At 47.1% G+C, this 25283-nt stretch carries 23 protein-coding genes and 1 riboswitch; of the genes, 15 read left to right on the forward strand and 8 right to left on the reverse strand.

The window, feature by feature from the left end; all coding sequences use genetic code 11:
- Window positions 1–12 precede the first annotated feature (12 nt).
- From KNP94_RS07010 to KNP94_RS07025, 4 genes are all read left to right on the forward strand, one after another.
- A complete protein-coding gene (locus tag KNP94_RS07010) occupies window positions 13–894 on the forward strand; it encodes an ABC transporter ATP-binding protein (protein WP_215115489.1) in 882 nt (293 codons plus the stop codon).
- Window positions 891–1577 carry an ABC transporter permease subunit gene (locus KNP94_RS07015; protein ID WP_251132609.1) on the forward strand — a complete coding sequence of 229 codons (687 nt, stop codon included), beginning with the start codon at window positions 891–893 and terminating at the stop codon, window positions 1575–1577. Before KNP94_RS07010 ends, KNP94_RS07015 begins: the two co-directional genes overlap by 4 nt.
- A gap of 262 nt (window positions 1578–1839) precedes the next feature.
- A complete protein-coding gene (gene rlmN, locus KNP94_RS07020; protein ID WP_088838241.1) occupies window positions 1840–2913 on the forward strand; it encodes a dual-specificity RNA methyltransferase RlmN in 1074 nt (357 codons plus the stop codon).
- A 123-nt stretch (window positions 2914–3036) separates the two neighbouring features.
- Window positions 3037–4482, forward strand: a complete 1446-nt coding sequence (locus KNP94_RS07025) for a DEAD/DEAH box helicase (protein WP_215115490.1) — start codon at window positions 3037–3039, stop codon at window positions 4480–4482.
- Window positions 4483–4516: 34 nt separating this feature from the next.
- Here the strand turns inward: KNP94_RS07025 and KNP94_RS07030 are convergent, their stop codons facing one another.
- The 5 genes from KNP94_RS07030 to KNP94_RS07050 all read right to left on the reverse strand — a co-directional run bounded on the left by KNP94_RS07030 (window position 4517) and on the right by KNP94_RS07050 (window position 8752).
- The gene (locus tag KNP94_RS07030; RefSeq protein ID WP_215115491.1) at window positions 4517–5839 is read right to left on the reverse strand and encodes an NAD(P)/FAD-dependent oxidoreductase; all 1323 of its coding nucleotides are present in this window, start codon (window positions 5837–5839) and stop codon (window positions 4517–4519) included.
- A 296-nt stretch (window positions 5840–6135) separates the two neighbouring features.
- Complete coding sequence (locus KNP94_RS07035; protein ID WP_029332098.1) at window positions 6136–6771, reverse strand: nitroreductase family protein; 636 nt, start codon at window positions 6769–6771, stop codon at window positions 6136–6138.
- A 53-nt stretch (window positions 6772–6824) separates the two neighbouring features.
- Window positions 6825–7460, reverse strand: coding sequence for a nitroreductase family protein (locus KNP94_RS07040; RefSeq protein WP_088838238.1), 636 nt, complete (start codon window positions 7458–7460; stop codon window positions 6825–6827).
- Window positions 7461–7477: 17 nt separating this feature from the next.
- On the reverse strand, window positions 7478–7927 hold the full coding sequence (locus tag KNP94_RS07045; protein WP_239456778.1) for a MarR family winged helix-turn-helix transcriptional regulator: 450 nt from the start codon (window positions 7925–7927) through the stop codon (window positions 7478–7480).
- A 156-nt stretch (window positions 7928–8083) separates the two neighbouring features.
- Complete coding sequence (locus KNP94_RS07050; protein WP_214770241.1) at window positions 8084–8752, reverse strand: YczE/YyaS/YitT family protein; 669 nt, start codon at window positions 8750–8752, stop codon at window positions 8084–8086.
- 158 nt (window positions 8753–8910) lie between these two features.
- Between KNP94_RS07050 and KNP94_RS07055 the strand changes: the two genes are divergently transcribed.
- The 6 genes from KNP94_RS07055 (at window position 8911) to KNP94_RS07080 (ending at window position 14726) form a co-directional block, all read left to right on the forward strand.
- Window positions 8911–9690, forward strand: a complete 780-nt coding sequence (locus KNP94_RS07055) for a DUF817 domain-containing protein (protein WP_215115492.1) — start codon at window positions 8911–8913, stop codon at window positions 9688–9690.
- A 92-nt stretch (window positions 9691–9782) separates the two neighbouring features.
- Window positions 9783–11051 (forward strand): DUF2325 domain-containing protein, encoded by a 1269-nt coding sequence (locus KNP94_RS07060; RefSeq protein WP_215115493.1) that lies wholly within the window; start codon window positions 9783–9785, stop codon window positions 11049–11051.
- 67 nt (window positions 11052–11118) lie between these two features.
- Window positions 11119–11793: a DUF975 family protein gene (locus KNP94_RS07065; RefSeq protein ID WP_214770235.1), complete on the forward strand. Its 675-nt coding sequence runs from the start codon at window positions 11119–11121 to the stop codon at window positions 11791–11793.
- A gap of 190 nt (window positions 11794–11983) precedes the next feature.
- A riboswitch (SAM riboswitch) is annotated at window positions 11984–12088 on the forward strand.
- Window positions 12089–12160: 72 nt separating this feature from the next.
- Window positions 12161–13219, forward strand: coding sequence for an LLM class flavin-dependent oxidoreductase (locus tag KNP94_RS07070; RefSeq protein ID WP_215115494.1), 1059 nt, complete (start codon window positions 12161–12163; stop codon window positions 13217–13219).
- Complete coding sequence (locus KNP94_RS07075) at window positions 13216–14163, forward strand: ATP-grasp domain-containing protein (RefSeq protein ID WP_088838231.1); 948 nt, start codon at window positions 13216–13218, stop codon at window positions 14161–14163. The genes KNP94_RS07070 and KNP94_RS07075 overlap by 4 nt, the downstream gene beginning before the upstream one ends.
- A gap of 104 nt (window positions 14164–14267) precedes the next feature.
- Window positions 14268–14726: an SRPBCC family protein gene (locus KNP94_RS07080; RefSeq protein WP_088838230.1), complete on the forward strand. Its 459-nt coding sequence runs from the start codon at window positions 14268–14270 to the stop codon at window positions 14724–14726.
- A gap of 129 nt (window positions 14727–14855) precedes the next feature.
- Here KNP94_RS07080 and KNP94_RS07085 read toward each other — a convergent pair whose 3' ends face one another.
- Entirely contained in the window at window positions 14856–16478 is a 1623-nt protein-coding gene (locus tag KNP94_RS07085) for an ABC-F family ATP-binding cassette domain-containing protein (RefSeq protein ID WP_088838229.1), read from the reverse strand.
- Window positions 16479–16772: 294 nt separating this feature from the next.
- Between KNP94_RS07085 and KNP94_RS07090 the strand changes: the two genes are divergently transcribed.
- From KNP94_RS07090 to KNP94_RS07105, 4 genes are all read left to right on the forward strand, one after another.
- Window positions 16773–17639: a prohibitin family protein gene (locus KNP94_RS07090; protein ID WP_088838228.1), complete on the forward strand. Its 867-nt coding sequence runs from the start codon at window positions 16773–16775 to the stop codon at window positions 17637–17639.
- A gap of 255 nt (window positions 17640–17894) precedes the next feature.
- Window positions 17895–19442, forward strand: coding sequence for a hypothetical protein (locus KNP94_RS07095; protein WP_215115495.1), 1548 nt, complete (start codon window positions 17895–17897; stop codon window positions 19440–19442).
- 15 nt (window positions 19443–19457) lie between these two features.
- Window positions 19458–20165, forward strand: coding sequence for a WxL domain-containing protein (locus KNP94_RS07100; RefSeq protein ID WP_088838226.1), 708 nt, complete (start codon window positions 19458–19460; stop codon window positions 20163–20165).
- A 16-nt stretch (window positions 20166–20181) separates the two neighbouring features.
- Window positions 20182–21195: a WxLIP family cell surface protein gene (locus KNP94_RS07105; protein WP_215115496.1), complete on the forward strand. Its 1014-nt coding sequence runs from the start codon at window positions 20182–20184 to the stop codon at window positions 21193–21195.
- A 48-nt stretch (window positions 21196–21243) separates the two neighbouring features.
- Here the strand turns inward: KNP94_RS07105 and pepT are convergent, their stop codons facing one another.
- On the reverse strand, window positions 21244–22476 hold the full coding sequence (gene pepT, locus KNP94_RS07110) for a peptidase T (protein ID WP_214802319.1): 1233 nt from the start codon (window positions 22474–22476) through the stop codon (window positions 21244–21246).
- 108 nt (window positions 22477–22584) lie between these two features.
- On the opposite strand from pepT, the gene KNP94_RS07115 reads away from it, so the two are divergent.
- Complete coding sequence (locus tag KNP94_RS07115; RefSeq protein ID WP_215115497.1) at window positions 22585–23574, forward strand: zinc-binding dehydrogenase; 990 nt, start codon at window positions 22585–22587, stop codon at window positions 23572–23574.
- Between the two features lie 110 nt (window positions 23575–23684).
- On the opposite strand, the gene KNP94_RS07120 is transcribed toward KNP94_RS07115, so the two are convergent.
- Window positions 23685–24872, reverse strand: coding sequence for a class I SAM-dependent rRNA methyltransferase (locus KNP94_RS07120; RefSeq protein WP_215115498.1), 1188 nt, complete (start codon window positions 24870–24872; stop codon window positions 23685–23687).
- Window positions 24873–25283 lie beyond the last annotated feature (411 nt).

Raw genomic sequence — 25283 nt, forward strand, 5'->3', positions numbered from 1 at the left:
GAGGCGGTTGAAGTGATTCATCTCGAACATGTCACGAAAGCGTTCGCGTCGGGTAAAGGAATATTCGATGTCAGTTTTTCTGTCGAGCCAGGAATGGTCTTTGGTTTCATTGGTCCGAATGGGGCAGGGAAATCAACGGCACTTCGTCAATTGATGGGCTTGATTGCTGCTGACTCCGGTCATGCGACGATTGGTGGATTTGATTGCTGGGTTGAAACAAAAGAAGTGAAACGACTCGTCGGTTATCTGCCGGGAGAAATCAGTTTGCCGGGAGACTTTACGGGAGACCACATCTTACAGTTGATGCAACAATTGCATGGTGGGGACCGGAAGCGTCAAGCGGATTTACTTGAGCGCTTTCCGTTCGATCCGAAAACGAAGGTGCGGAAGATGTCTAAAGGTACAAAACAAAAACTCGCACTCGTCGGATGTTTCATGAAGGACGCACCGGTCTATCTCCTTGATGAGCCGACGAGTGGACTCGATCCATTGATGCAGGAACGATTTCTGACGTGGTTAGAGGAAGAACGTCGCCTCGGAAAAGCAATCTTGATGAGTTCGCACCACTTCCCGGAGATGGAGAAGTCGTGCGACCGGGCAGCGTTGATAAAAGACGGACGAATCATCGTTGAATCCGATATCCATGAACTGATCCGGTTGAGCCGGAAACAGTATACGGTCGAATTCGGTCTTGCTGCACAGGCGGAACAATTTGCGATTCAAGTCGGGGCGACGCAAAAACAACAACGTGTCTCCTTTTTGACAAGTGACCAATTGACACTGAATCAAGTTCTCCGTCTTCTGACTGCGTACGATATTCGTTCGATTCAGACGGCGGCTGATGATTTGGAGCATGTCTTTTTGCACTATTACGGGGAGGGTGACGAATCATGAGCGTGGTCGTCTGGTCTTTACTCAAGCAGAACGTCAAACCGATCGTTGCCTATTCACTTGGTACCAGTTTGTACTTATTGTTGCTCGCCGCCTTGTATCCATCGATGATGAAGACCGGTCTGCTCGAGGCAAAACTCGAAGCTCTCCCAAAAGAATTGTTACAGGCATTCCAATATGACAAGGTGACGTTCAATAATCTGCTCGATCTCTTAGCCGGCAATTATTACGGCTTGATTTTTCAAGTTATTGCGACGTTTTATATGTTGTCCCTCGCGGCACGGTTACTTGCCCGTCCGATCGACAATGGCGAATTGATTTTATATCTAGCATCCCCGATCACGCGGATTCAATATACGGCAGCAGCGCTCATCGTCATGCTGATTGCGAGTACCTGTCTCATTCTATTGAATGGGCTCGTTTTACTGATGGCGGACTGGACGATGTCTGGTATCTCGATTGATGGTATGACTTTATTGCGACTGCAAGTCAATGCTTTGTTTTTGCTGTATGCGGTTGCTGGTTTCACGTTGTTTATCACGACACTCTTTGACGATGAGCGTCGTGCCTTTTCCGTCGCTGCCGGTGTCCTCGTCTTCTCGATTGTCTTGACGATTGGAGCGGGCTTAAGTGAAAAAACGGACTGGATGCGTTATGGATCGATCTTCAGTTTGTTTGATACTTGACGATTGCTGGCGGGGACAGAACATTTACTGTTGCACATCCTTCTACTTGTGCTAATCTGTCTGATGTTCAGTAGTTTTGCTTTTATCAGTTTTCGAAAACGGAATTTATCGATTTGAGGCATTTTTTTGACAAAACAAAGCGAAACAGCCTTTCGAAATCTACAGAAAGTGAACATTTAGGATTTGAACGTTGCGTAAGTGCCCGATTTTTACTAAGATAAAGGAATGTTATAGTTCTGGAAAAAGAAATGAGGTCTCACTAATGAATAAACCATCCATTTATGGATTAACAATTGAGCAGATGACAGACTGGTTATCGCATCAAGGTCACAAGCCGTTCCGTGCGAAGCAGGTTTGGGATTGGCTTTATCGTAAACGTGTCACTACTTTCGCTGAAATGACGAATGTCAACAAGGATTGCCTTGAGTTGTTAGATCAGAGTTTTGCGATTGGCTCGATGACAGAATCAGTTAAACAAGAATCAGCGGACGGAACAATCAAGTTCCTCTTCAAGTTGTATGACGGCAGTTTGATTGAAACAGTCCTCATGCGTCACAAATACGGACTCTCTGTCTGTGTGACGACACAAGTCGGTTGTAACATCGGCTGCAGCTTCTGCGCGAGTGGATTGATTAAGAAGAGCCGCGATTTGTCAGCTGGTGAAATCGTCGAACAAATCATGAACGTCCAACATCACCTCGATGCTGTCGGTAAAGAAGAACGTGTCAGCCACGTCGTCGTCATGGGTATCGGTGAGCCGTTTGATAACTTCGACAACATGGTCGACTTCTTGAACGTCATCAAAGATCACAACGGTCTTGCGATCGGTGCACGTCACATCACTGTTTCGACAAGTGGTCTTGCTGATAAAATCTACAAATTCGCAGATTTAAAACTTCAAGTGAACTTGGCGATTTCATTGCACGCACCAAACAACGAGTTGCGCACACAAATCATGAAAATCAACCGTGCGATTCCACTCGAAAAATTGATGCCTGCCATCGATTATTACGTGAAGACGACGAATCGTAAAATTACGATCGAGTACATCTTACTTCGTGGAGTCAATGACCAAAAAGCACAAGCAATCGAACTTGCGAAATTATTCGAAGACAAACGTCACTTGACGTATGTCAACTTGATTCCGTACAACCCGGTTGATGAGCATGGTCAATATCAACGGAGTACGTCAGAAGATATCTCGACATTCTACGATACGTTGAAAAAGAACGGTCTCAACTGTGGTGTTCGTCTCGAGCACGGGACAGACATCGATGCAGCATGTGGACAGTTACGCAGTAAACAAATCAAAAAAGATAAAGTCGCAGCAAAATAAGCAAGTGGAGCTTCCTGTCACTCTGACGGGAAGCTCTTTTGACGTCCTGCGGAAAGTAGCGCATAATGAGAGGTCATGAGATGTACGGTCAATTCGAAACTATATAATAAATGAGGGATTCACATGCAAAAAAAACCATTCACTGATTTTCAACTCAGTTCACCAATTTTAAAAGCGATTGAACAACTTGGTTACCATACTCCGACGGATGTCCAACAAGCCGTCATTCCGGTCGCCTTGTCTGAAAAAGATATCATCGTCAAATCACGCACAGGAAGCGGGAAAACGGCATCGTTCGGCATTCCACTCTGTGAACTCGTCGAGTGGGAAGAAAATAAACCACAAGCGCTAATTTTGACACCGACACGTGAACTGGCGCTGCAAGTCACGGAAGACGTGATGAACATCGGGCGTTACAAGCGGATTAAAGCGACAGCCGTTTTCGGGAAACAGCCGTTCCGTGGTCAGGTCACGGAATTAAAACAGAAGACCCATATCGTCGTCGGAACACCAGGTCGTGTGCTCGATCACCTCGAGCGAGGGACACTTTCGCTTGAAAAGGTCAAATACCTTGTCCTGGATGAAGCGGATGAGATGCTGAACATGGGCTTCCTCGAGCAAGTCGATACGATTTTAAAACAACTGCCGACACAACGGACGACGATGTTGTTCTCAGCGACGTTCCCGCAAGACATTCACAAGCTGAGCGAACGTTACATGCAGTCGCCGAAAGAGGTCGAAATCACGACAAATGCAACCGAAATCGCTCAAATCGATCACAGTTATATTTCTGTAACCGATAAGACGAAATTTGCAATCCTGAAAGACGTCACGGTCGTCGAAAATCCGGACCGTTGTATGATTTTCTGCCGGACGAAAGAACATGTCGATTTTGTCGCCCAAGGACTGACGGCGATGGAGTACCCGGTCGAGAAAATTCACGGCGGGATGGAACAGGACGAGCGCCTTGCGGTCATGAAGGCATTCCGTGCAGGCGAATTCCGTTACTTGGTCGCGACAGACGTCGCAGCACGTGGAATTGACATCGAAAACATCACCCACGTCATCCAGTACGACATGCCGGTCGAAAAAGAAAGTTATGTGCACCGGACGGGTCGGACAGGGCGTGCGGGCGCAATGGGGAAAGCAATCAGCCTCGTGACGGAAGCGGATATGCGCCGTCTTCGTGAAGTCGAACAGTACCGTGGCGAAGCAATCGAAAAACGTCAAGCACCGACGGAACGTGAATTGATTCGGACGGCAGATGCGTTCGAAGAGAAAATCACGACGACGGATGTCCGCACATCAAAAACACAACAACTGAACGCTGACATCATGAAGCTCTATTTCAATGGCGGGAAGAAAAAGAAACTTCGGGCCGTTGATTTTGTCGGAACGATTGCGAAAATCGAAGGGATGACTGCTCAGGATATCGGGATCATCACGATTCAAGATACGGTAACGTATGTCGAGATTCTGAACGGTAAAGGACCACTCGTCTTACGCGCGATGAAGACGACGAAGGTCAAAGGGAAACAACTGAAAGTATATGAAGCGTTTAAAAAATAAGAACTGAATGAAAAACAGCCGTTTTGAGAGAGCTTTACTCTCCCGAAACGGCTGTTTTTTGCTGTAAGACTTGTCCGAGGTGGAGACCGCTCGCCGCTGCTTGCGAAAGCGAATGGGTCGCGCCGGAACAATCCCCGATTGCATACAGTCCCGTGATGTCTGTTTCGAAGTCGCGGGAGGTCGCGAGGACCGGAGCGTAAAACTTCCCGTCCATTCCGTAAAGCAATGTATCAGGGGAGAGCGGAGTTTCGAGCAAACGTTCGAGCCGCTCGAAAAATCCGAGTAACACGGTGAGATCTGTGTCCGGGACCTCGTCGAGCAGGTTTCCTGGTGTTGCTTCGAGCGTCGGGACGACTTGATTGTGAGCGATTCCGGTTGCTGTAGAAGCTACACCGGCAAGCAAGTCACCGAGACGTTGGACGACAATCCGGTCCGACCCCTGGTTGATTTGTCCGATGACTGAAGTCGCAAATTGATTCGCTGCGGTCAACGTATCGAAATAGCGTGGTAAAAACAACGTGAAGTTTACATTTGCCGTCCCCGTCGTCTGTTCGCGGAAATTTTGTCCGTCCGGCATGACGAGACCTTCTTGATATTTGCGGATGATCCGACCGGTCGGATTCATGCAGTAGGTGACGGCCGTTCCAGCGTCAGATGCGTATGCCAGTTTCGTTTCGAACGTGTCCTGTAATACAGTCCGAAAAGGCGCTTCATCCATTTCAATCCGAATCCCGAGGTCGAGTCGTGTTTTCGTTTGCACCAGACCGAGCTGCTTTAGCTGCTGGCGCATCCAGTCCGTTCCGGAACGTCCGGTCGCAAGCACGACTCGTCGGCTCGAGAACGTCTCTGACGCTGTTTTGAGTGTGAATGTAGTATCCGCTTGTTTCTGTATCTGTTCGACTTGCGTCGAAAAGCGGAACGTGACCGTCTGCATCAACATGTCCTCCAGTCGGGCGAGCACCTGTTTCGTAAGTGAAGTTCCGAGATGACGGACGGACGTCTCGATTGTATGTAAACCAGCGTCTTCAGCACGCGCCGCAAATGACGCATTATGAGTGGAATACAAAGGGACCTCCAGTGCTCCGTACTGACACAGGACAGCATCGACTTGTTGCATTAAGCGAAGTGTCGCTTCCGGACCTAACTTTTGTTCCAGTTCGCCCCCGAACTCTGTTGAATAATTGTATTTTCCTTCTGATTTACCGAGTCCGCCAAAGCCGAGGTAAGCGTCTGTCACGGTTCTTTCGGCTAACGGTTTTCCGGCGTCAATCACTAAGACGGATTGTCCGTCCTGTACGAGTTCGTGTGCCAGAAAAATTCCGGCGACACCTGCGCCGATGATCGTTACGTCATACACCTGCATCCGCTCCTTTTTCGTTCAGTATACAAAAGGATTGACTGGAACTGAATTTAAATGCAAAGGAGGGACAGGAGATATAGCAAAAAGCACCCCGTAAAACGAGGTGCTCAGCGTGAAGACAAACGCTTATGAAGCGTGAACATGTTATATCGAGAGGCAATCCGTTTGCGCTTCCCTGTCACGCCTCGCCCGAGGAAAGCAACGAAAAAAGACGCTTTTATCTCCCGATAGAACTTTGTCTACAGTCGAAGCACCCCGTTAAAACGAGGTGCTCTCTTCGTCGTGCGGATTACTTATTTCCAATCTGTAATGTCGTTGATTGGAAGACGGACTGATGGATATCCTGCGTCAACGGCTTTCCCGATTGAAAGGAGCATGACAGGGAGGTAACGATCTTTATCCATGCCGAAAGCTTCAGCGATTTGATCTTTTTCGTACCCACCGATTGGGTTCGTATCGTAACCGTGCGCACGAGCGACGAGCATCAATTGCATGGAAACAAGACCGGAGTCGATCAAGATGCTGTCACGAAGTGTGTCTGTATCTTCTGGGCTGTAGAATCCTTTAATTGCTGGTACTTGGCGATCGCGGACTTCTTGCGGCATAAGCCCTTTTTCAACAGCCATGTCGTAGATTGTATCGATGCTATCAACCGCATTCATGTCGCCGAACACAGCGATGACAGCAGATGATGTCTCGACTTGGACTTGGTTGAACTTCGCGAGTGGAGCGAGTGTCGCTTTTCCTTCTTCGCTGTCGATGACGAGGAAACGCCATGGTTGCATGTTGACGGAAGACGGTGCGAGTGTTGCTTCTTCAAGAATTTGTGTCATTTCTTCTTTTGAGATTTTTACGTCCGTGTCGTAGTTGCGGATTGAGCGACGGCCTTTTACGATTTCCATAAAGTCAGTAGTTGTTTGAGTTGTCATAGTATTCAATCTCCCTTGTTGTGTTCTCTATTTTTTGATGAAGCGAATCGAACTTATTTCCAGTCTGCGATATCGTTGATTGGAAGACGGACTGATGGGTATCCTGCATCAACAGCTTTCCCGATTGAAAGGAGCATGACTGGTACATAACGATCTTTATCCATGCCGAAAGCTTCAGCGATTTGATCTTTTTCGTATCCACCGATCGGGTTCGTATCGTAACCGTGTGCGCGAGCGACGAGCATCAATTGCATGGAAGCAAGACCTGAGTCGATCAAGATGCTGTCTTTAAGTGCACTAGCAGGAACGTTTTCATACATACCTTTGATTGCCGGAACTTGACGGTCGCGGACTTCTTGCGGCATAAGTCCTTGTGCGACGGCCGTATCGTAAATGTTTTCAAGTTGATCGATGGCATTCATGTCACCGAAGACAGCGATGACAGCAGATGATGTCTCGACTTGGACTTGGTTGAACTTCGCGAGTGGAGCGAGCGTCGCTTTTCCTTCTTCGCTGTCGATGACGAGGAAACGCCATGGTTGCATGTTGACGGAAGACGGTGCGAGTGTTGCTTCTTCAAGAATTTGTGTCATTTCTTCTTTTGAGATTTTTACGTCCGTGTCGTAGTTGCGGATTGAACGACGGCCTTTTACGATTTCCATAAAGTCAGTAGATGTTTGTGTTGTCATGAGTAAGCTCTCCTTTTTTATCGTGCAGTAGTTTTAGGTAATGTTAACGCGTTATCTTCAATGCGCTGAATCATTTGTGCGAGTTGATCTTGTTCTTCTTCAGTAAAGCCGGTTAACAGACTTTCCAAGAAGTCATCTTTTTGCTGGCGCAATTGTGTGATACGCGTGGCACCCTCTGCAGTTAATGAGACGAGGATGACACGGTTATCGCTCTCCGAACGGACACGTTGAATCATTCCGTTCGTTTCGAGATGTTTTAAATGTCGCGTCACGGCAGCGTTGTCGACATTGACGCGTTGCTGCAATTCTTTTTGACTAATTGTCTTTCCGACCTCGAGTTGGGCTAGTAAGTCCATCCGAGTCTGACTGAAGCCATCTGTACATAAATCAAATTTTTGCGCAATCGTCTTATTGACCGAGACGAGCGCATAAATGAGGCGTCCTTTTTCCGTACAAGAAATACTCAAATCATCACATCCTTCCCTTCGTCCCAAGAAACCTTTGACGTATCAAAGATTGATATGTAAACGAATATAACGTGTATTTTTTACAGGTGCAACTAATCTGCTTCATCCACAAAAAAAAGATACCATTTCTTTCGAAACGATATCGAGTCAAGCGGCTCAGCTGATTTTTTGTTCGTTCGGTCGAACGACCCCAGCATCGATTGCGGCAATCATCCGGCGGAAATAGACTAACCAAAATTGAAGAAACGGTCCAATCAAAAAAATCGATAGAATCGTCCCGAAAAAGACGGGACCACCGAGTAACCAACCAAGACCACATGCCGTTATCTCCATGATTGTCCGCATCATCCGGATTGAGGTTCCGAAGCGTTCGGCTAACGTCAAGGTCAATCCGTCACGTGGACCGGCGCCGTATCCGACGGCGACGTATAGCCCTGCCCCCATGCCGATGATGAAAATACCGAAGATGAGCCATAAGGCGTTCAACCAGACAGTTGAGAACGACGGAAGCAAATGAGAACCAAGTACGAGGTTCATGAAGACACCGACGAAAATTGCATTGACGAGTGTCCCGACTTGCGGTCGAATCCGGTCGAGTAAGTATTTGACGAGGACGAGCAGCAGACCGACGAGAAGAATGACCGTCCCGACTGACAAAGGTGTTTTGTTTTGAAGACCGAGATGCAGGACATCCCAAGTCGAGACACCGAGGTTAGCGGTGATCATGATGGAGGAACCGACGGCGAGTAAAAAGAGACCGCTTAAAAATAAGAACCACTTCAACGTTGCGCGCAGCAACCAGGACGTATGGAAACGTTTGAACATCGTTGCGTGTCACCTCGATTCAATAAGATACGTATTCGTTAACTGTATCACGTTCGTGGACTAAAGCAGAAGCAACAAATTGTCGAATGTCCAACTTGAGAAGGAGGGAGGTACGGCGAACGTCTCGTATACTTAAAGAAAGAAGAGGAGGGACGTCGATGCGATTGATCCGCCATCTCATCCGTTTTACATATCTTGAAGCGCTCTGTTGTATCTTTCCAGTAGCCATCTTTGCTGCACTCGCCTTATCACGTTATTTGCCGAGTGAACCGATTGCCCGTTATGACATCCTGTTACTGTGGTGTCTGTTCGTCCAAGTCGCCTTACTCGTGACTCGTTATGAAACGAAAGAAGAGTTCAAGCTGATTCTTATTTTTCACGTCATCGGATTAGGACTTGAGCTGTTTAAAGTCCACGTCGGCTCGTGGAGTTATCCGGAAGACGCTGTTTCGAAAGTGTTTGGTGTTCCGCTCTACGCAGGTTTCATGTATGCCAGTGTCGCGAGTTACATCTGTCAGGCGTTTCGGCGACTTGATCTTCGGTTTACGTCCTTTCCACGTCCGACCCTCGCACTTGCTGTCGGGAGTTTGATTTACTTAAACTTTTTTACGCACCACTGGATGCTCGATTTACGGTGGTTCTTGATGGGACTCGTCATCGTCGTCTTCTTTAAATCGTGGGTCTACTTCCGACTAGAGGATACGATTTACCGTCTCCCGCTTGTCTTATCATTTTTACTAATTGCCTGGTTCATTTGGCTGGCGGAAAACATCGTCACCTTTTTTAAGGGCTGGGTCTATCCGCATCAGCAAGAGGGGTGGGCACTTGTCGATTTTGGCAAATTATCGTCTTGGTTCTTACTCGTCATCATTACCGTCTTGATTGTCGTCGTCGAAAAATACCGAAGTGGCGACTCCGCAGTCGAAGTTAAATCGTAACCCGTAATAAAAAAATACCCGGTTGTTTTTTTACACGGGTGAAGCATCTTGACCTTGCTATAGTTGGAAAAAATAGCAAAGGGGTTTTTAACATGATGCATCACGTAATCGAACGAGCGAAGGCGTTAGTTACAAGCAAACTGAACATCGTCGAGACAGCAGACGACTGGGGTTTGTTACTTGAAGAAATCAACGGAATCGATGAATGGGTCCAGCTGTCGCAGTACTACGCGCCACGTCAAACAACGACGAAACTAGTAGAATGTCCGGAAACACCATCTAGCCTCCCGATCAAAATGATCCAGGAACGGAAGGAAGAAGTTGAACGGACTGTCGAACAACGGTATTCCTATACGTTCGAACGGCAATTAAAGGGCGGCTCGTTACGGGAATGGCCAAACAGTCATGTCTCAGAAACAGAAATCCGTGACTGGAACCTGGAGCATGGGATGGAAGTCCGTGTCCAAGTCCTACATCAAGATGAGCGCCGGACGTCGCTTGAAATCTTAGCCGTCGTCGCGACGGATCAAGTAAAACCACTTGCAGAGCGAATCGTTTTTGAAAAGTGTATCGTCAAGAACCATGGCATCATCGAAGCGACGATTGACGGTCCACTGCAAGATGAGACGGGAAAACCGTTCTATTACACGACACCACTCGAAGACATGCGGTTCTTCCAACTGAAAGCAGGTCAACTCGTCGACCTCGTCATGTGGAAAGGTCATCCGGAGACATTGACGATTGTCTGGAAACACGCATTTCATTACGAAGTACCGACCATGACGGAATTACCGGCACGCGACGTATCGAGTGGTTCGCCCGAGTCCGCCACTGCGTCACCTGCAAACAAACAGGCGAAAACAGGACGCTACGACAAGATGATGCAACGGAAACCGAAGGCGAAGAAAGTCAAAAAAGAGCGGCGCCTCCGGGAAAAGAAAGTCCAGCAACTCGAACGTCTCGATACGACGACATTACCAGGTCAACCAATCGAATTCGTCGATAAAACGGCACTCGATTTTGCTTCCTACGACGGCATGCGTCTCGTCATCGTCGGTAATGAGCAACAGCGCGCCGTCTACCGCGACTTCTTTGCGGAGACGGGAGTCGAATTAATCCATCTTGGCGGTGACGCCCAAGCCGCGAAAAAAATCGCCTGTCTCGCGAAAAAGACGGACGCGATCGTCGTCGTCAAAAGTCGGGTTTCTCACGCAGCAGCGGCACATGTTCTCGTGCAAGCAAAAAAGCACGATATTCCGTTTGCGATTGAACGACTCGATGGACGACGCTCTTTGTATACGGCGTGCCAGCAACAACTTGAAAAAGCAATGGTCCAACGTTTACTAAAAGACGAGCGTTAAAAAGTGAAACCTCCTCAAAAATAAACCGTAAAGAAAGGTAGCACTTATTTTTGAGGAGGATCTTTCGATGTCAAAACAATTAAAATTAGCAGCGCGCGAGTCGTTGCAGGGACGATGGGGCTTCATGGCATTAATGATGTTGTTGTTCTTAATCATTCAAGGCGTTCCGAACGGATTTGCGTCCTCACCCGAAGAGGATTTCCAATTTATCGACTTGATTGGTATGCTCTTGACGGTGTTGACCTTACCGGTTGCAATGGGATGGTCATGGCTCACCCTATCTGTCGCCCGAGACGAGCAGACGAAAGTCGCCGATTTGTTTGAGCCGTACAAAATGTTCTTGAAAGCCATTGGAGTGTCAATCGTCCAAACCTTTTTCTTAGGGCTATGGTTCTTACTTTTCATCATTCCAGGAATCATTAAGTCATTCTCTTACATGTTGACGTATTACATCATTCGGGACGAACCATCGATTGGCATCCTTGATGCCATTACGCGTTCACGCCAAATGATGGATGGACATAAAAAAGAGGCGTTTTTCCTCGTCCTTTCGTTCATCGGTTGGTTCTTGCTCGGAATTGTTACGATCGGAATCGGTTTCCTCTGGATTGGCCCGTACTTCAGCGTCACAATCGCGAAGTTCTACGATCGCGTGCGTGGGGAAGAAGTTTCGACGACTGGTCACCGGACAGCCATGATGGATGCAAATCACAACGACTCACCGTTCGTATCACCAGAATGAATTGATTTTGAACAGCACCATACAAAGCAGGGATTGCCATCTTAAACCGATGTGCAATTCCTGTTTTTAGCTTCTAGACAAAGAAGTATCAAGAAACAGAGTGATTTTCCAAATGTTTTTTAATTCCGATAGGAAAAGAAGGTTTAAAGGTTGCTTTACTCTGCTAAAAGATGTACGCTAATTTCAATTATTCTTATCACGAGAAGTCGAGGGACTGGCCCGACGACACTTCAGCAACCCCGCATGAGCGGAAGGTGCTACTTCCAAGAGGAATTTATTCCTTTGAAGATAAGAGCCGACAGTAGACATTCGTCGCTCTTTTCTAAACGAAAAGAGCGATTTTTTATGCAAAAAGGGGGCACAGGGGATGGAATACGGATTTTGGTTACCAATCTTCGGGGGTTGGTTACGAAACGTCGAGGATGAACAAATGCCAGCGACATTCGATTATGCGAAACAAGTCGCACAGACGGCAGAACGGGTTGGCTTTTCTACGACATTGATTGCAGAATTGAACTTAAACGACATTAAAGGAATAGCCGAACCGAGTCTTGAGGCGTGGACGACGGCAGCGGCCATCGCGGCGACAACGGAACGGTTGGAAATCATGACAGCCGTCCGGCCCGGTTTTCATAATCCGGCGACGACAGCAAAGATGGCGGCGAACATCGATCAGCTGAGTAATGGACGCTTCACGCTCAACGTCGTCTCGGCCTGGTGGGAGGAAGAAGCCCGTCAGTACAATGGGATATTTACAGCCCATGACGAACGATATGCCCGGACGGAAGAATTCGTGACGGTCATGAAAGGATTATGGACGGACGCATCACCCTATAGTTTTGATGGGGACTACTATCAGCTGGAACGGGCAGAGCTTCACCCGAAACCCGTTCAGCGTCCCGGAATCAAGCTCTACGCTGGTGGTGAGAGTGAGACGGGGAAACAGACGATCGTCAATCACTGTGATGCCTATGTCATGCATGGAGGAACGGTCGATGAAGTCGCGACGAAAATTACGGATATGAAAACCCGCCGCGCGGCGACCGGGAAGCAGCCGCTTGCGAGTTTCGGACTGGCGGCCTACATCATCTGTCGCGAGACGGAAGAAGCAGCGCTCGAAGAATGGCACCGGATTACGAACGTTAAAGAAGACGGTGCCGGATATGCCGGGTATGACGACTTCGTCAGTAAATCGCAACTCGAACAACAGGTCAAACGAAATGATTACTCCGTCTCAAACCGGGGACTGCGTCCGAACTTGATTGGGACGCCGGATCAAATCGCAGAACGGATTCTTGAATTTGAAGCAGTCGGCGTGACATTGCTCTTGCTTCAATTTTCTCCGCAACTCGAAGAAATGGAACGCTTTGCCCGCGAGGTCATGCCACGCGTCGAAGCGAAACGAAAGGTAGGTCAACTAAAATGACGAAAATTCATATCTTACACGAAAATCAGGAATGGACGGATCATTTAATCAAGCGACTCGAGGAACTCAACTTACCGTATGAACAGTGGCACCTCAACGAAGGGGTCGTCCCACTCGATGAAACACCACCGGAAGGCGTTTTTTACAGCCGGATGAGTGCCTCGTCCCATACGCGCGGGCACCGCTATGCACCAGAATTGACGGAAGGGGTCCTCGCTTGGCTCGAAGAACATGACCGGACCGTTTTCAACGGAACCCGTGCGTTACGACTCGAGGTCAGTAAGGTCAACCAATACACCGCCTTACGAAAAGCAGGTATCCGTGTTCCGAAAACGACGGCAGCCGTCGGACGTGATCAAATCGTCCAAGCCGCTCAAAACATCGGAGTATCGTCGTTCATCACGAAACACAATCGTGCCGGTAAAGGACTCGGCGTTCAATTGTTCCACTCGATTGAAGCACTCGAGACGTATCTTGACGGACCGACATTCGATGAGCCGGTCGACGGCATCACGTTGATTCAAGAGTACATTCAAGCACCTGAACCCTACATTACGCGTTGTGAATTCGTCGGTGGTAAGTTCGTCTATGCGGTCCGTGTCGATACGTCGGAAGGATTCGAGCTCTGCCCCGCGGATGCTTGTGTCATCGATGATTTGTTCTGCCCGGTCGGAGAAGAGGCGGCAGAGACACCGATGAAATTCCAAATTGTCGACGGGTTCGATGACCCGATCATCGCCCAGTATGAAGCGTTCCTGCAAGAAAATAAAATCGCGGTCGCCGGGATTGAGTTCATCAAGGATGCAGACGGGACGATTTATACGTACGACGTCAATACGAATACGAATTACAATTCGGACGCTGAAGCGGCAGCTGGGAAGTTCGGGATGCTGGAACTCGCAACATTCCTTGGTCATGCGTTAGAACGTCAAACCGTGAAGTGAACATCAAAAACCACTTGAAGTAAGAAAAATACCCTGATTGTGCCGGAGTCGAGCGTTAGAACGACGGACATCAGGGTATTTTTAAACTAAAAGGAGGTGGTGTCATGGTGACGTGGCGTGAAGAAAAAGTACTTGCGATTCCAATTGAACAGGCGTGGCATCTGTTTGATCACGATCGACTGCAACGACTCATTCCGGGTGTCGTCCAGCATGAGGTGATTGAACGTAAGCCGGGCGTCGTCGGATCGACGTACCGGCAAACCTACATGCAAGGGAATCGTCTTGAAACCTACATCGTGACCGATCTCGCTTATACGAATGAACCGGACTATAAACAAAATACGATTGGTTTTACGTTAGCGAAGATGTTTCGCCTTGAGATGTCGTTTGCGCTGAAGCGAATCGATGCGACGAGCTGCCGTTTGATTTACACGGGGAAAAATGAAGGCGTCAACTTCGTCGGTCGCAGTCTCTTATCGTTAGGCGGAGAACGTGAAAACGAGAAAATCGTCAAAGGATTTCTCGAGCGGCTCGAAAAAGAAGTGAAGCAAATCCAAGAATAAAAAGGTACGCTTACTCTCGATTACTGCGAGAATAGGCGTACCTTTTTAAGTAAGGAAGATGATACTTAACAAAAAAATATAAACGTATTTACAAAAAACTGCCCCCGATTAACGAGGACAGTCGACAAATCAATGTGCGTATAACGCAGTCAATTGTTGTTGGATTGAATCGTTGTTGAGGTACTCATCGTACGTCGTTTCTTTATCGACGATTCCGTTTGGTGTGAGTTCGATGATCCGGTTCGCAATTGTTTCGACGAACTGATGGTCATGCGAGCTGAAGAGCATCGCACCTTTGTAAGCAATCAAGCCATCGTTGAGTGCTGTGATTGATTCGAGGTCTAAGTGATTCGTCGGATCGTCAAGGACGAGGACGTTTGAACCACTGAGCATCGCTTTCGATAACATACAACGGACTTTTTCTCCCCCAGAGAGGACTGACGCTTTTTTCATGACTTCTTCTCCGGAGAAGAGCATCCGACCGAGGAAACCACGGAGGAATGTGTCACTTTCATCAGCTGGTGAGTATTGGCGCAACCAATCGAGAATCGTTTTGTCAGACCCTTCGAAGAACTCCGAGTTGTCTTTTGGCAAGTACGATTGTGACGTCGTAACACCCCATTTGAATGTCCCGCTGTCTGCTTCCATTTCACCCATTAAAATTTTAAACAGTGTTGTGATGGCGATATCGCTTTGGCTGATGAATGCCACTTTGTCTGTTTTATTTAATGAGAAACGGACGTTGTCGAGGACTTTGACGCCATCGATTGTCTTCGAGAGACCTTCAACCGTCAACAAATCGTTTCCGATTTCACGTTCCGGTGAGAAACCGACGAACGGATAGCGGCGTGATGACGGACGGATGTCGTCAAGTGTGATTTTATCGAGCAACTTCTTCCGTGACGTCGCTTGTTTCGCTTTTGAAGCATTCGAGCTGAAACGCGCGATGAAGGCTTGAAGTTCTTTAATTTTTTCTTCTTTTTTCTTGTTTTGGTCGCCAGCCATCCGTGAAGCGAGTTGGCTTGACTCATACCAGAAATCATAGTTCCCGATATAGAGTTGAATTTTCCCGTAGTCGAGATCGGCCATGTGCGTACAGACGTTGTTGAGGAAGTGACGGTCGTGGGAAATAACGATGACCGTGTTCTCAAACCCGATCAGGAATTCTTCGAGCCATTTGACGGCTTTCAAATCAAGACCATTGGTCGGCTCATCGAGTAACAGAATATCCGGCTTACCGAACAACGCTTGCGCGAGCAAGACTTTAACTTTTTCTCCACCTGTTAATTCAGCCATTGTTTTTGTGTGCAGGCTTTCTTTGATTCCGAGACCTTGAAGGAGCATCGCAGCTTCAGACTCAGCTTCCCAACCATTCATTTCTGCGAATTCTCCTTCGAGTTCAGCGGCACGCATGCCGTCTTCATCCGAGAAGTTTTCTTTCATATAAATTGCATCTTTTTCTTTCATGACTTCATACAGACGTTTGTGTCCCATCATGACGGTTTCGATGACTTGGAACTCTTCATATTCATAGTGGTTCTGACGGAGTACGCCAAGACGCTCACCCGGTGTGATGATGACATCGCCTTGTTGTGCTTCGATGTCTCCTGCAAGAATTTTGAGGAAAGTCGATTTACCGGCGCCGTTCGCACCAATCAGACCGTAACAGTTACCTGGTGTGAACTTGATGTTGACGTCTTCGAATAATTTGCGGTCCGCAAAGCGGAGGCCGACGTTTTGTACTGTAATCATATAGAGATGAACCCTCGTTTCTAGTGTGTGATGTGCTGTTACGAGTGTACCACAAAATGATACGGCTCGTTTCAAGGACAAAGTTCTTTACATGTTAAGACAGATTCTAAAAATAAGCAACCATGGTCATGAAACATTTTCTGAAATCAACCGTATAAGTTAAAGAGGCAGGATGAAGGAGGGATGAGAAATCATGGCAACATTGTTTACCTTACTGTTTTTCGCACTCATCGCCTTGTTAGGAATCGAACTGTATAAATATATCCAAGACAAAATTGACAAAGGGGACTCATAATGAGAGAAATCAAACCAAAGAAAAGAATTAACCCAGCGATGATCATCGCCGGTGTCATCGTCGTTGCACTCCTTGCCATGACACCGTTCATCGTCGAACAGATTGAACCGGGGCAAGTCGGTGTCGTCTACAAACCGTCAAGCGGTGTCCAGGACGAAACACTTTCGCAAGGGTGGCACGTCGTTTCACCGATCACACGTGTGACGGAGTATCCGATTCGGACACAAACGAAGTCGCTCGACAATATGACACTCGCGACAAAAGACGGGAAGAACATTGTTGTCGACTTTACGTACAGTTTTGCAGTCTCTCCCGATCAAGTCACGAAAGTATTCAATAAGTTCGGACCGATCGATATCGATGAAATCGCAGATGGCTATTTGAAACAACGTTTATATGATGCGTCACGAGAGCAAATTTCGAAAGTAACGGTACTCGAATTGTTCGGTGAAGAGTCAGGAAATGTTTCAACGAGCATCCAAACGCAATTTGCAGAAGACGTTAAAAAAATCGGTTTCATCATTGAGGACGTTGCACTCGGTGCTCCGAAACCAGATGAAAAAACACAAGAAGCCATCGATTCTCGTGTTAAAGCTTCACAAGAGCTAGATAAGAAGAAAACGGATCTCGCGATTGCCAAAGCTGAAGCAGAACGACTTCGTGTCGAGGCACAAGGGGAAGCAGATGCGCGTTTGATTGAAGCGCAAGGTTTGGCGAAAGCACAGAAGGAACTTCAAAAAACGTTGACTGCCGAAATGATTCAATATGAAGCTGTCAAGAAGTGGGACGGAAAGTCACCACTTGTGAGTGGATCGGGCAGCATGGTGCAGTTGCCGCTTCCGGATCAGGAAACAGAGAAGGAATAAGTAATGGAATACACCTTCCGATGGGAAGGTGTATTTTTTTGAAGATTTTAAACAGTAAATTATAATTTTGATAAAGTGATACGAGAGAATAAATGAGTTATATCAAGCATATAAACATATTTCAGGAAAAAAATAAGAAAGATACATCTTTTAAATTGTAAAATAATTGGTTTATTTTAGTGTTTATAAGGTAATTGTTGAAGTAAGTCGTGAATGAGTTAATCGTAATCGGTCGTTAGGAGGGGGAGGTAGTGGTTGATAAAAAAATCTCCAATCCAATCTATCCCAACAATATTAGTGCTTATTATTTTCTTGTCAGGCACACACGCTTTAGCGAATGCAACTTCGATTACGATTAAAGGTAATCCGACGTTAAAAGAATGTGTAAGCATTCTCGAAGCACAACCGCCACCTGACCAAAATGCAATCGATGTAGTCGATTATTGTGAAAACACCTTGAATGAAGCAGAAAATGAATCCAACGAAGAAGCAAAAAAGGAAGAAGACGATAGGGCAAAAGGTGAGGATCAAGCGGTCGTGCCACCAGAAAACGACGAACTTGATCACGCAGAGCCTGCGTCACCGGAAGCATCTTCAACACCCGAGAGTGAAATACCCCTGACACCAGAACCTCAAGCACCAGAAGAGGAAGAGTCCCCAACACCCGAGAGTGAAATACCCCTGACACCAGAACCTCAAGCACCAGAAGAGGAAGAGTCCCCAACACCCGAGACTGAGATACCCCCGACACCAGAACTTCAAGCACCAGAAGAGGAAGAGTCCCCAACACCCGAGACTGACATACCCCTGACACTAGATCCTCAAGTACCTGAAGAGAAAGAATCACTAGAATCCGAGGATGAATCATCAACTGCATCAAAGTCACAAAATCCTGCATTAGAGGATAAGGAAATACCTGTCGACGAAGGAGCGGAAAAAGCAGAACAAAGAGGAGCACTCGATGTCGCGTTGGTAGGATCGGTCAACCTGACCGCCGCCTATGAAGCAGCGCAAAGGAAAATTACGTTGACTGCGGATATGCAATCCGTTTTGAGTTTAGGATTAGGAAGCAAATACGTGATTTTTCAACTCCCACAGGAAGTGATGCAATCGATTCAGGCAGGGACAATCAGTTTGAGTTATTCCTATACAGGATTGCTGGGCGCGAAGGTTGCAAATGTACCGGCCAGTTCGATTCAACAAAACGGTAATCAAATTTATGCAAAAGTCGGTTCTTTGCTTGCACTCTCACTTTTATCAAAAGATATCTTTACGTTAAGTTTCAAAGTCAATCCACTTCCGGTCGGAACAAATTCAGTGTATACATTTGAAAGTTCATTGACGAGTAGTGTAGTCGATTTGGATGTTTTAAATAGTGGTTTTGGAATGGCGACTTTAACAATCGGTCCCGTATTTAACCTTAAAGTACCTGAAGTTCTCGATTTTGGAACACAGGAAATCAAAGGGAGAGAAGGTGTAATCAATCGAAAAACAGCGATGACGATTGAAATCTCGCATCAAAATGCTTTGAATTATGATTGGAAACTTCGCGCTAGGTTGACGGCACCACTCTCGAGCGAGGGAGGTGATGTACTAGATGACGTGCTGCTCTTTAAAGTCGGTGCGACAAATCAAACGTTACAAACCATTGATAGCGAAATTGCATCCGGGAAAATGGGAGCGACATCAACAATTTTGACGTATGGACCAAGTGAAGGAATCATTCTCGATTTGACAGGGAAACGACCACGAGCTACTACGTATCAGACGCAAATTCAATGGACATTAGTTAATGCACCATGAGAAGGGGAGATTTGAATGAAAAAACAGTCAACCGTTACTTCATTGTTTGCTAGTGCACTACTACTAGGTGGACCGTCCCTCGTATTTGCAGAAACGTCGTCAGGAAGTTCAACCGCGACCATCACTTTTGAGACGAATAAAGCACCTGACATTCTGGATCCAGCCAATCCCGATGATTCGTACACACCTGACCCAGGTAAGGGTGAAAACACACCGACCGGTAATACAGGACCGTTGACATTAGATTATGCACCGAATTTTAACTTTGGGACACATGAAATTCTTGGAAGTGATGCTATTTTTGAATCGACTGACGAAAAACCCTTTTTACAAGTGACAGACCGGCGTGTCGTGTTGTCTGAATGGACGGTTACTGCCAAGCTGAATACGTTCACGAGTGGAGGGGAAAACACGTTGCCTGGAGCATCATTATCGATAGCGGAAGGCATCGTGAATACACCTACCTATAACGTCGGGGCGACGGCACCCGTGACAAGCGCGATTGAATTGCTTGCGGGTGGTGAAGCAGTAGATATTTTAACGTCGACAGCTGGATCGCCTTACTCTTGGTTACTATCTTGGTTGGGTACTGATGTATCACCTGAGACGGACGGATCACTTTGGTCGAATGACAACATTACATTGAATGTTCCATTAAATCAACAAATCAAAGGAACCCACGTCGCGACAATCGACTGGGTATTAACGGATTCGATTCCTTGATTAAGGAGGGGATGAGTTGATTAAACGTGGTATACAGTATCTTGTTGGATTCAGTGGAGTCATCTATCTACTCATGACCGGAGTAGTCGTCAGTGCCGAGAGTAACGTCAATTTTTCGGTTGAAGCGATACCGAATGAATTTCAAGTGGATTCTGGTGTCACGTATTTCGATTTAAGGATACCTCCGGAACAACGAACTGATATGAAAATTCGGATTTATAATCACGGATCAGACGATCAGTCCTATCTTGTCTCGCTCCGAAATGCGACGACGAACGGGAACGGGTTGATTGTATATGAAGAGAAAGGACCATTGACGCTCGCGGAAGTGTCCCTATCCGAGTTAGCTCGCGTGTCGGAAAAGCCAATTACAATTAAAGCAGGAGAGTCGAAAATCGTTTCGTTGAAGCTGACTTTGCCGAAACGAGCGATTGAAGGGGTCCTGCTCGCAGGTATTGAAATCAAGAAACAGGACAAACCAGAAGAGGCATCCGCAGAAGTCGGTGTTCAAAGTCGTCAAGCGTACGTCATTGGTGTAAAGGTTCGATCATCAATCCGGGAGATTGAACCGGATTTGCTGTTCGAGGGAGTAAAAGCAACTTCCTATCTGTCTCGTCCGAGCGTCCTCGTCACCCTCGCGAACCAAGCACCTGCCATCAGTGAAAAATTTCAGGTGGAAGCTGTCGTCAAAAAAGGTGGAAAGGTCATCGTTCGTAAAGAAATGACGGCTCAATTCGCTCCGACGACATACATGACGTTCCCACTTACATCAATGGGAATTTTGAAGCCGGGAACATATCAACTCGATGTTAAAGTAATCGGGAAAGAAAAAAACTGGACGTGGCAGGATGATTTTACAATTAGTGAAAAACAAGTGGAACAGATGAAAAAAACGGTTCCTGACGTCGAACAACATCCGAATTCGTTCCTTGGAGACACATCGAAAATGTTGATGATCGTTTCGTTTTCTATCATCGTTCTTTTACTCGGTTACATTTATCACTTGAAACGAAAAGCATCTTCCGAATGATAAACAAGCGGCCCTGCTGATTCAGCAGGGCCGCACGTGTGAAGGTACTTATTTTTTTTCGGCGAACCCGTTTGCGATGGCGACGATGACTTCTGTCGCCTTCACCATGTTGTCGACAGAAATGAATTCGAATTTCCCGTGATAATTTTCGCCACCTGTGAAGATGTTCGGTGTCGGTAATCCCATGTAGGACAGCTGCGAACCGTCCGTTCCGCCACGGATCGGCTTGATGATTGGTGTGATACCACGCGACTCCATTGCAGCATGCGCGATGTCAATGATGTGCATGTGCGGTTCGATTTTCTCCCGCATGTTGTAGTATTGATCATTTAATTCCATTTCGACACTACCGGCGCCGTACTTTTTGTTCCATTCCTCGACGAGCGCCGTTAAGAAGTGTTTTCGTGCCTCGAAGTTATGGCGATCGAAGTCACGGACGATGTAGTGGACGATCGTCTTTTCGACGGATCCATCAAAGGAAATTAAATGATAGAAACCCTCGAACCCTTCCGTGAACTCGGGCGCTTCATCACCCGGTAAGCGGTTTTGGAAGGCCATCGCGTGTTTTTGTGAATTGACCATCTTATCTTTTGCTGTACCTGGATGGACGTTCGTTCCATGGAACGTGATTTTAGCACCTGCCGCGTTGAAACTCTCATATTCGAGTTCACCGAGTGGTCCACCGTCGACGGTATAAGCAAACTGGGCATCAAATGCTTCGACATCAAAATGATGCGGTCCGCGACCGATTTCTTCGTCAGGCGTGAAGGCGACACGTATCCGTCCGTGTTTCACTTCCGGATGGGCAATCAAGTAAGCCATCGCCGTCATGATTTCGGCAATCCCGGCTTTATTGTCGGCGCCGAGTAATGTCGTCCCGTCCGTTGTCATCAGAGTATGCCCGACGTAGTTCGTCAAGGATGGGAAATCGTTCGGTGACAGTACGACGGGAATCGCGTCATTTAAGACAATCGGTCCTCCATCATATGCATCGACGAGCTGCGGATTGACGTTCGTTCCTGTAAAATCCGTCGCCGTATCGAGATGGGCGAGAAAACCGATCGTCGGAATGTCGGCGTCTGTATTCGCAGGGAGTGTCGCCATGACGTAACCATTGGCGTCGACCGTGACATCCGTCATGCCGATTTCTTTTAATTCTTCGACGAGAAGACGAGCGAGTGTCCACTGTCCTTCCGTCGTCGGGACGGTCGTGCTTTCATAGCTGGATTGTGTGTCGATTTTTGCATATGTAGTCAATCGACGAATCAAATCTTGTTTCAATGAAAAAACGTCCTTTCTGAGTTGAGTTACGTTCATCATATCATGAAGCGATAATATTCGAGTATTCTGAACCATGCTAAAATGGGAAAGAAAAAAGGGGGAGTACAGATGAAAGCATTTGTTGTCGATCAGTATGGGACAGACGCTACGTTAACAGAAAAAGACGTCACACTCGCTGAAACGGGGCATTACGATTTACGCGTTCGTGTTACGGGGACGAGCTTAAATCCACTTGATACGAAGATGTTTTTCGGTCATGTGGCAGCAGCTCCGACAACTGGAATTCTCCAGGGCGATGTAACGGGGGAAATCATCGAAATTGGATCGAGTGTGACGACTTTTTCTGTCGGCGATCACGTCATCGCCTTCGGAGGCGGATTAGGCGAACGATCCGGTGCACTCGCGGAAGAGATGCTTGTCCCGGAAAGCATGGCCGTCTTAAAACCAGCAGCACTGCGTTCGGAAATTGCCGGATGCCTGCCCGTGATTGGTTTAACGGCGATGGAGGCTTTAAAAGAACGGGCTATGGTTCAACACGGGATGCGACTGTATGTCGTCGGTGGAACAGGTGGGGTTGGTCATCTCGTCGTTCAGCTTGCAAAACATTATGGATGCGACGTGACGGCGAGTGCCGCGAATGATGAAAAAGCGAACTGGCTAGAAGGACATGGGATACAAGTCCATCGGTATCGCGACGAAACGAGTGAAGCGCTACTCGAACGTGTTGCGCCTGACGGTTTCGACGTCGTCATCGATACGGTGGGCGGTGATCATTTACAAGAGTCGTTCGTCTTAGCGAAGGAACGCGGGAAAATCATCTCAATCGCGACACGGACGACACAAGATTTGACGCAAATGCATAGTAAGGCATTGACGCTTGAAGCCTTATTCGTCGCATTGCCGTTGTTAAAAGGAAAAGCAGATGAGATGCGCCGCCAACAAGAACACCTTACGAAAGTCGCCGGTTTAGTCGCAGACGGAACGATTGAACTTCGAATCGATTCGCGTGTCCCGCGCCAAGTGGAAGCGTTAAACGAAGCGTATAAAACCTTCGACCAACACTCGCATTTCGGAAAGGTCAGCGTATATGATGTGTAATCAGAATGTCGACTAACCTAAAAGATTCGGCGTTTGGTTTATTTTTCCTTTTAATACAAAAAATAATTCTGCTAATCGATAGAAGATTAGCAGAATTATTTGTTTTGAGCTTATTTACGGCGGACAAGAACGGCTTTACGTTCCGCTTCTTTCATCGAAGGATGCTCCGGAAAGTCTTCAAGCGAGGAACTTTCCCAAACGATTTCGTACGTTTGACGAAGTTTCTTGAAAGCTTGTTCGACCATTTTCATGAAGCGCTGTTGATCAAATAGCTGACAATCCGTCGTGATCAACAACAGTCCACCGCGATGGGTCATATGAATCGTTTGTTGGATTAAAGCGGGTAAATCGACTTCGGCACGGAAATGGCGTACTTGTGTTTTGACGAGTGCCGGTGGATGGACGATGACAAAATCAAAACGTGTTTTCTTATCAGCTTGATCGATGTAATCAAACGCATCTTGGACGAGGATCGTTTGCGCCGCTGGATCAAGCTGATGCAGTTCAAGTTGTTCAATCGTCTTGTTCCGGCTCCGGGTCGAGAAATCGACGCTCGTCGTCTCAAGCGCTCCACCAAGCAGCGCAGCGGCTGTCAACGTCCCTGTATCGGAAAATAGGTTCAAGACATTTTGTCCTGTCGCATGTTGTTTGACGGTGGCACGAAGGTCGCGTTGGTTAATGTCGAGACCCGTCCGCATGCCGGCGTCCAGGTGATAGAGAAGCGGAAGACTGTTCTCCTCGAGGACTTCCGGGAAATCTCCCCGTTCACCGGCTAAGAAATCATCGCCTTTGACGGGCTGACCATCGACTTGGAAGGCACGTTTTTCGTAGATGCTCTTAAAGTGGATTAACGACTCAAGGGCAGAGACGATTTCCTGCTTAAATGAATAGATGCCTTCATTTTCGAACGTGATCAAGTAGTGGTGATCAAAACAATCGATTGTCAAACCACCGATGCCGTCACCTGAACCATTGAAGACACGGAACGTATCGATGAGTTCGTTCTCAAAAAAAGCATCGCGCCGGTCGAGAGCAACCTCGATTTTTTCTTTAAAGAAGACGTCATCGATTTCTTGAATCTCGTCCGTCGAGAGCAACCAGCCGAGTCCTTTTTCTTGCTTGCCAAAATAGCCGGTCGCAAGGTATTCTTTATCTTCTGTAGTCAGTCGAAGTAGCGCACCGGCTTCTTTGAGGTGGTTACTTTTTTGGAACAGTTCTTTATAAAGTAAAGGCTGACCATTTTTGATTTGTTCGATAGCCGTCGCTTTGACGACGACAGGATAGATTTCGCGTGGCACGTGAGTTCCTCATTTCTAGTTGTGGATAAGTAGTCAAATTATAGCATAGGAAAAGTTGTCCACATGTGGATAATTCAAATCGATAGATATTTAACATGTCCTTCGTCGGTTTCTGTGGATAAGTTAAGATGATCCAGGTGGAGATAATTTAAGTGAACGTTCTTAAGTGAACGTTCTTCAACGAACCATCTCTTTCCACTCGCTTTCCATGGGCGAGCAACAAGCCGCGAAGTGGTCCAATGCTTGTCCCGATTCGGGTCTTGTTCAGCTCTGACGAAAACATGACCGGTCATGTTTTCTTTTCCCATAGGAGTCGAGTGGAAACGAAGGTTCTGCTTCGAAAAAAGACCGCCTTCGTAATTACGAAGATGATCTTCTTTTAACTCAGGTATAAAATCAATCATCTTCTAT

This window comes from Exiguobacterium sp. s80, assembly GCF_018618725.1.
Taxonomy (GTDB): domain Bacteria; phylum Bacillota; class Bacilli; order Exiguobacteriales; family Exiguobacteriaceae; genus Exiguobacterium_A; species Exiguobacterium_A oxidotolerans.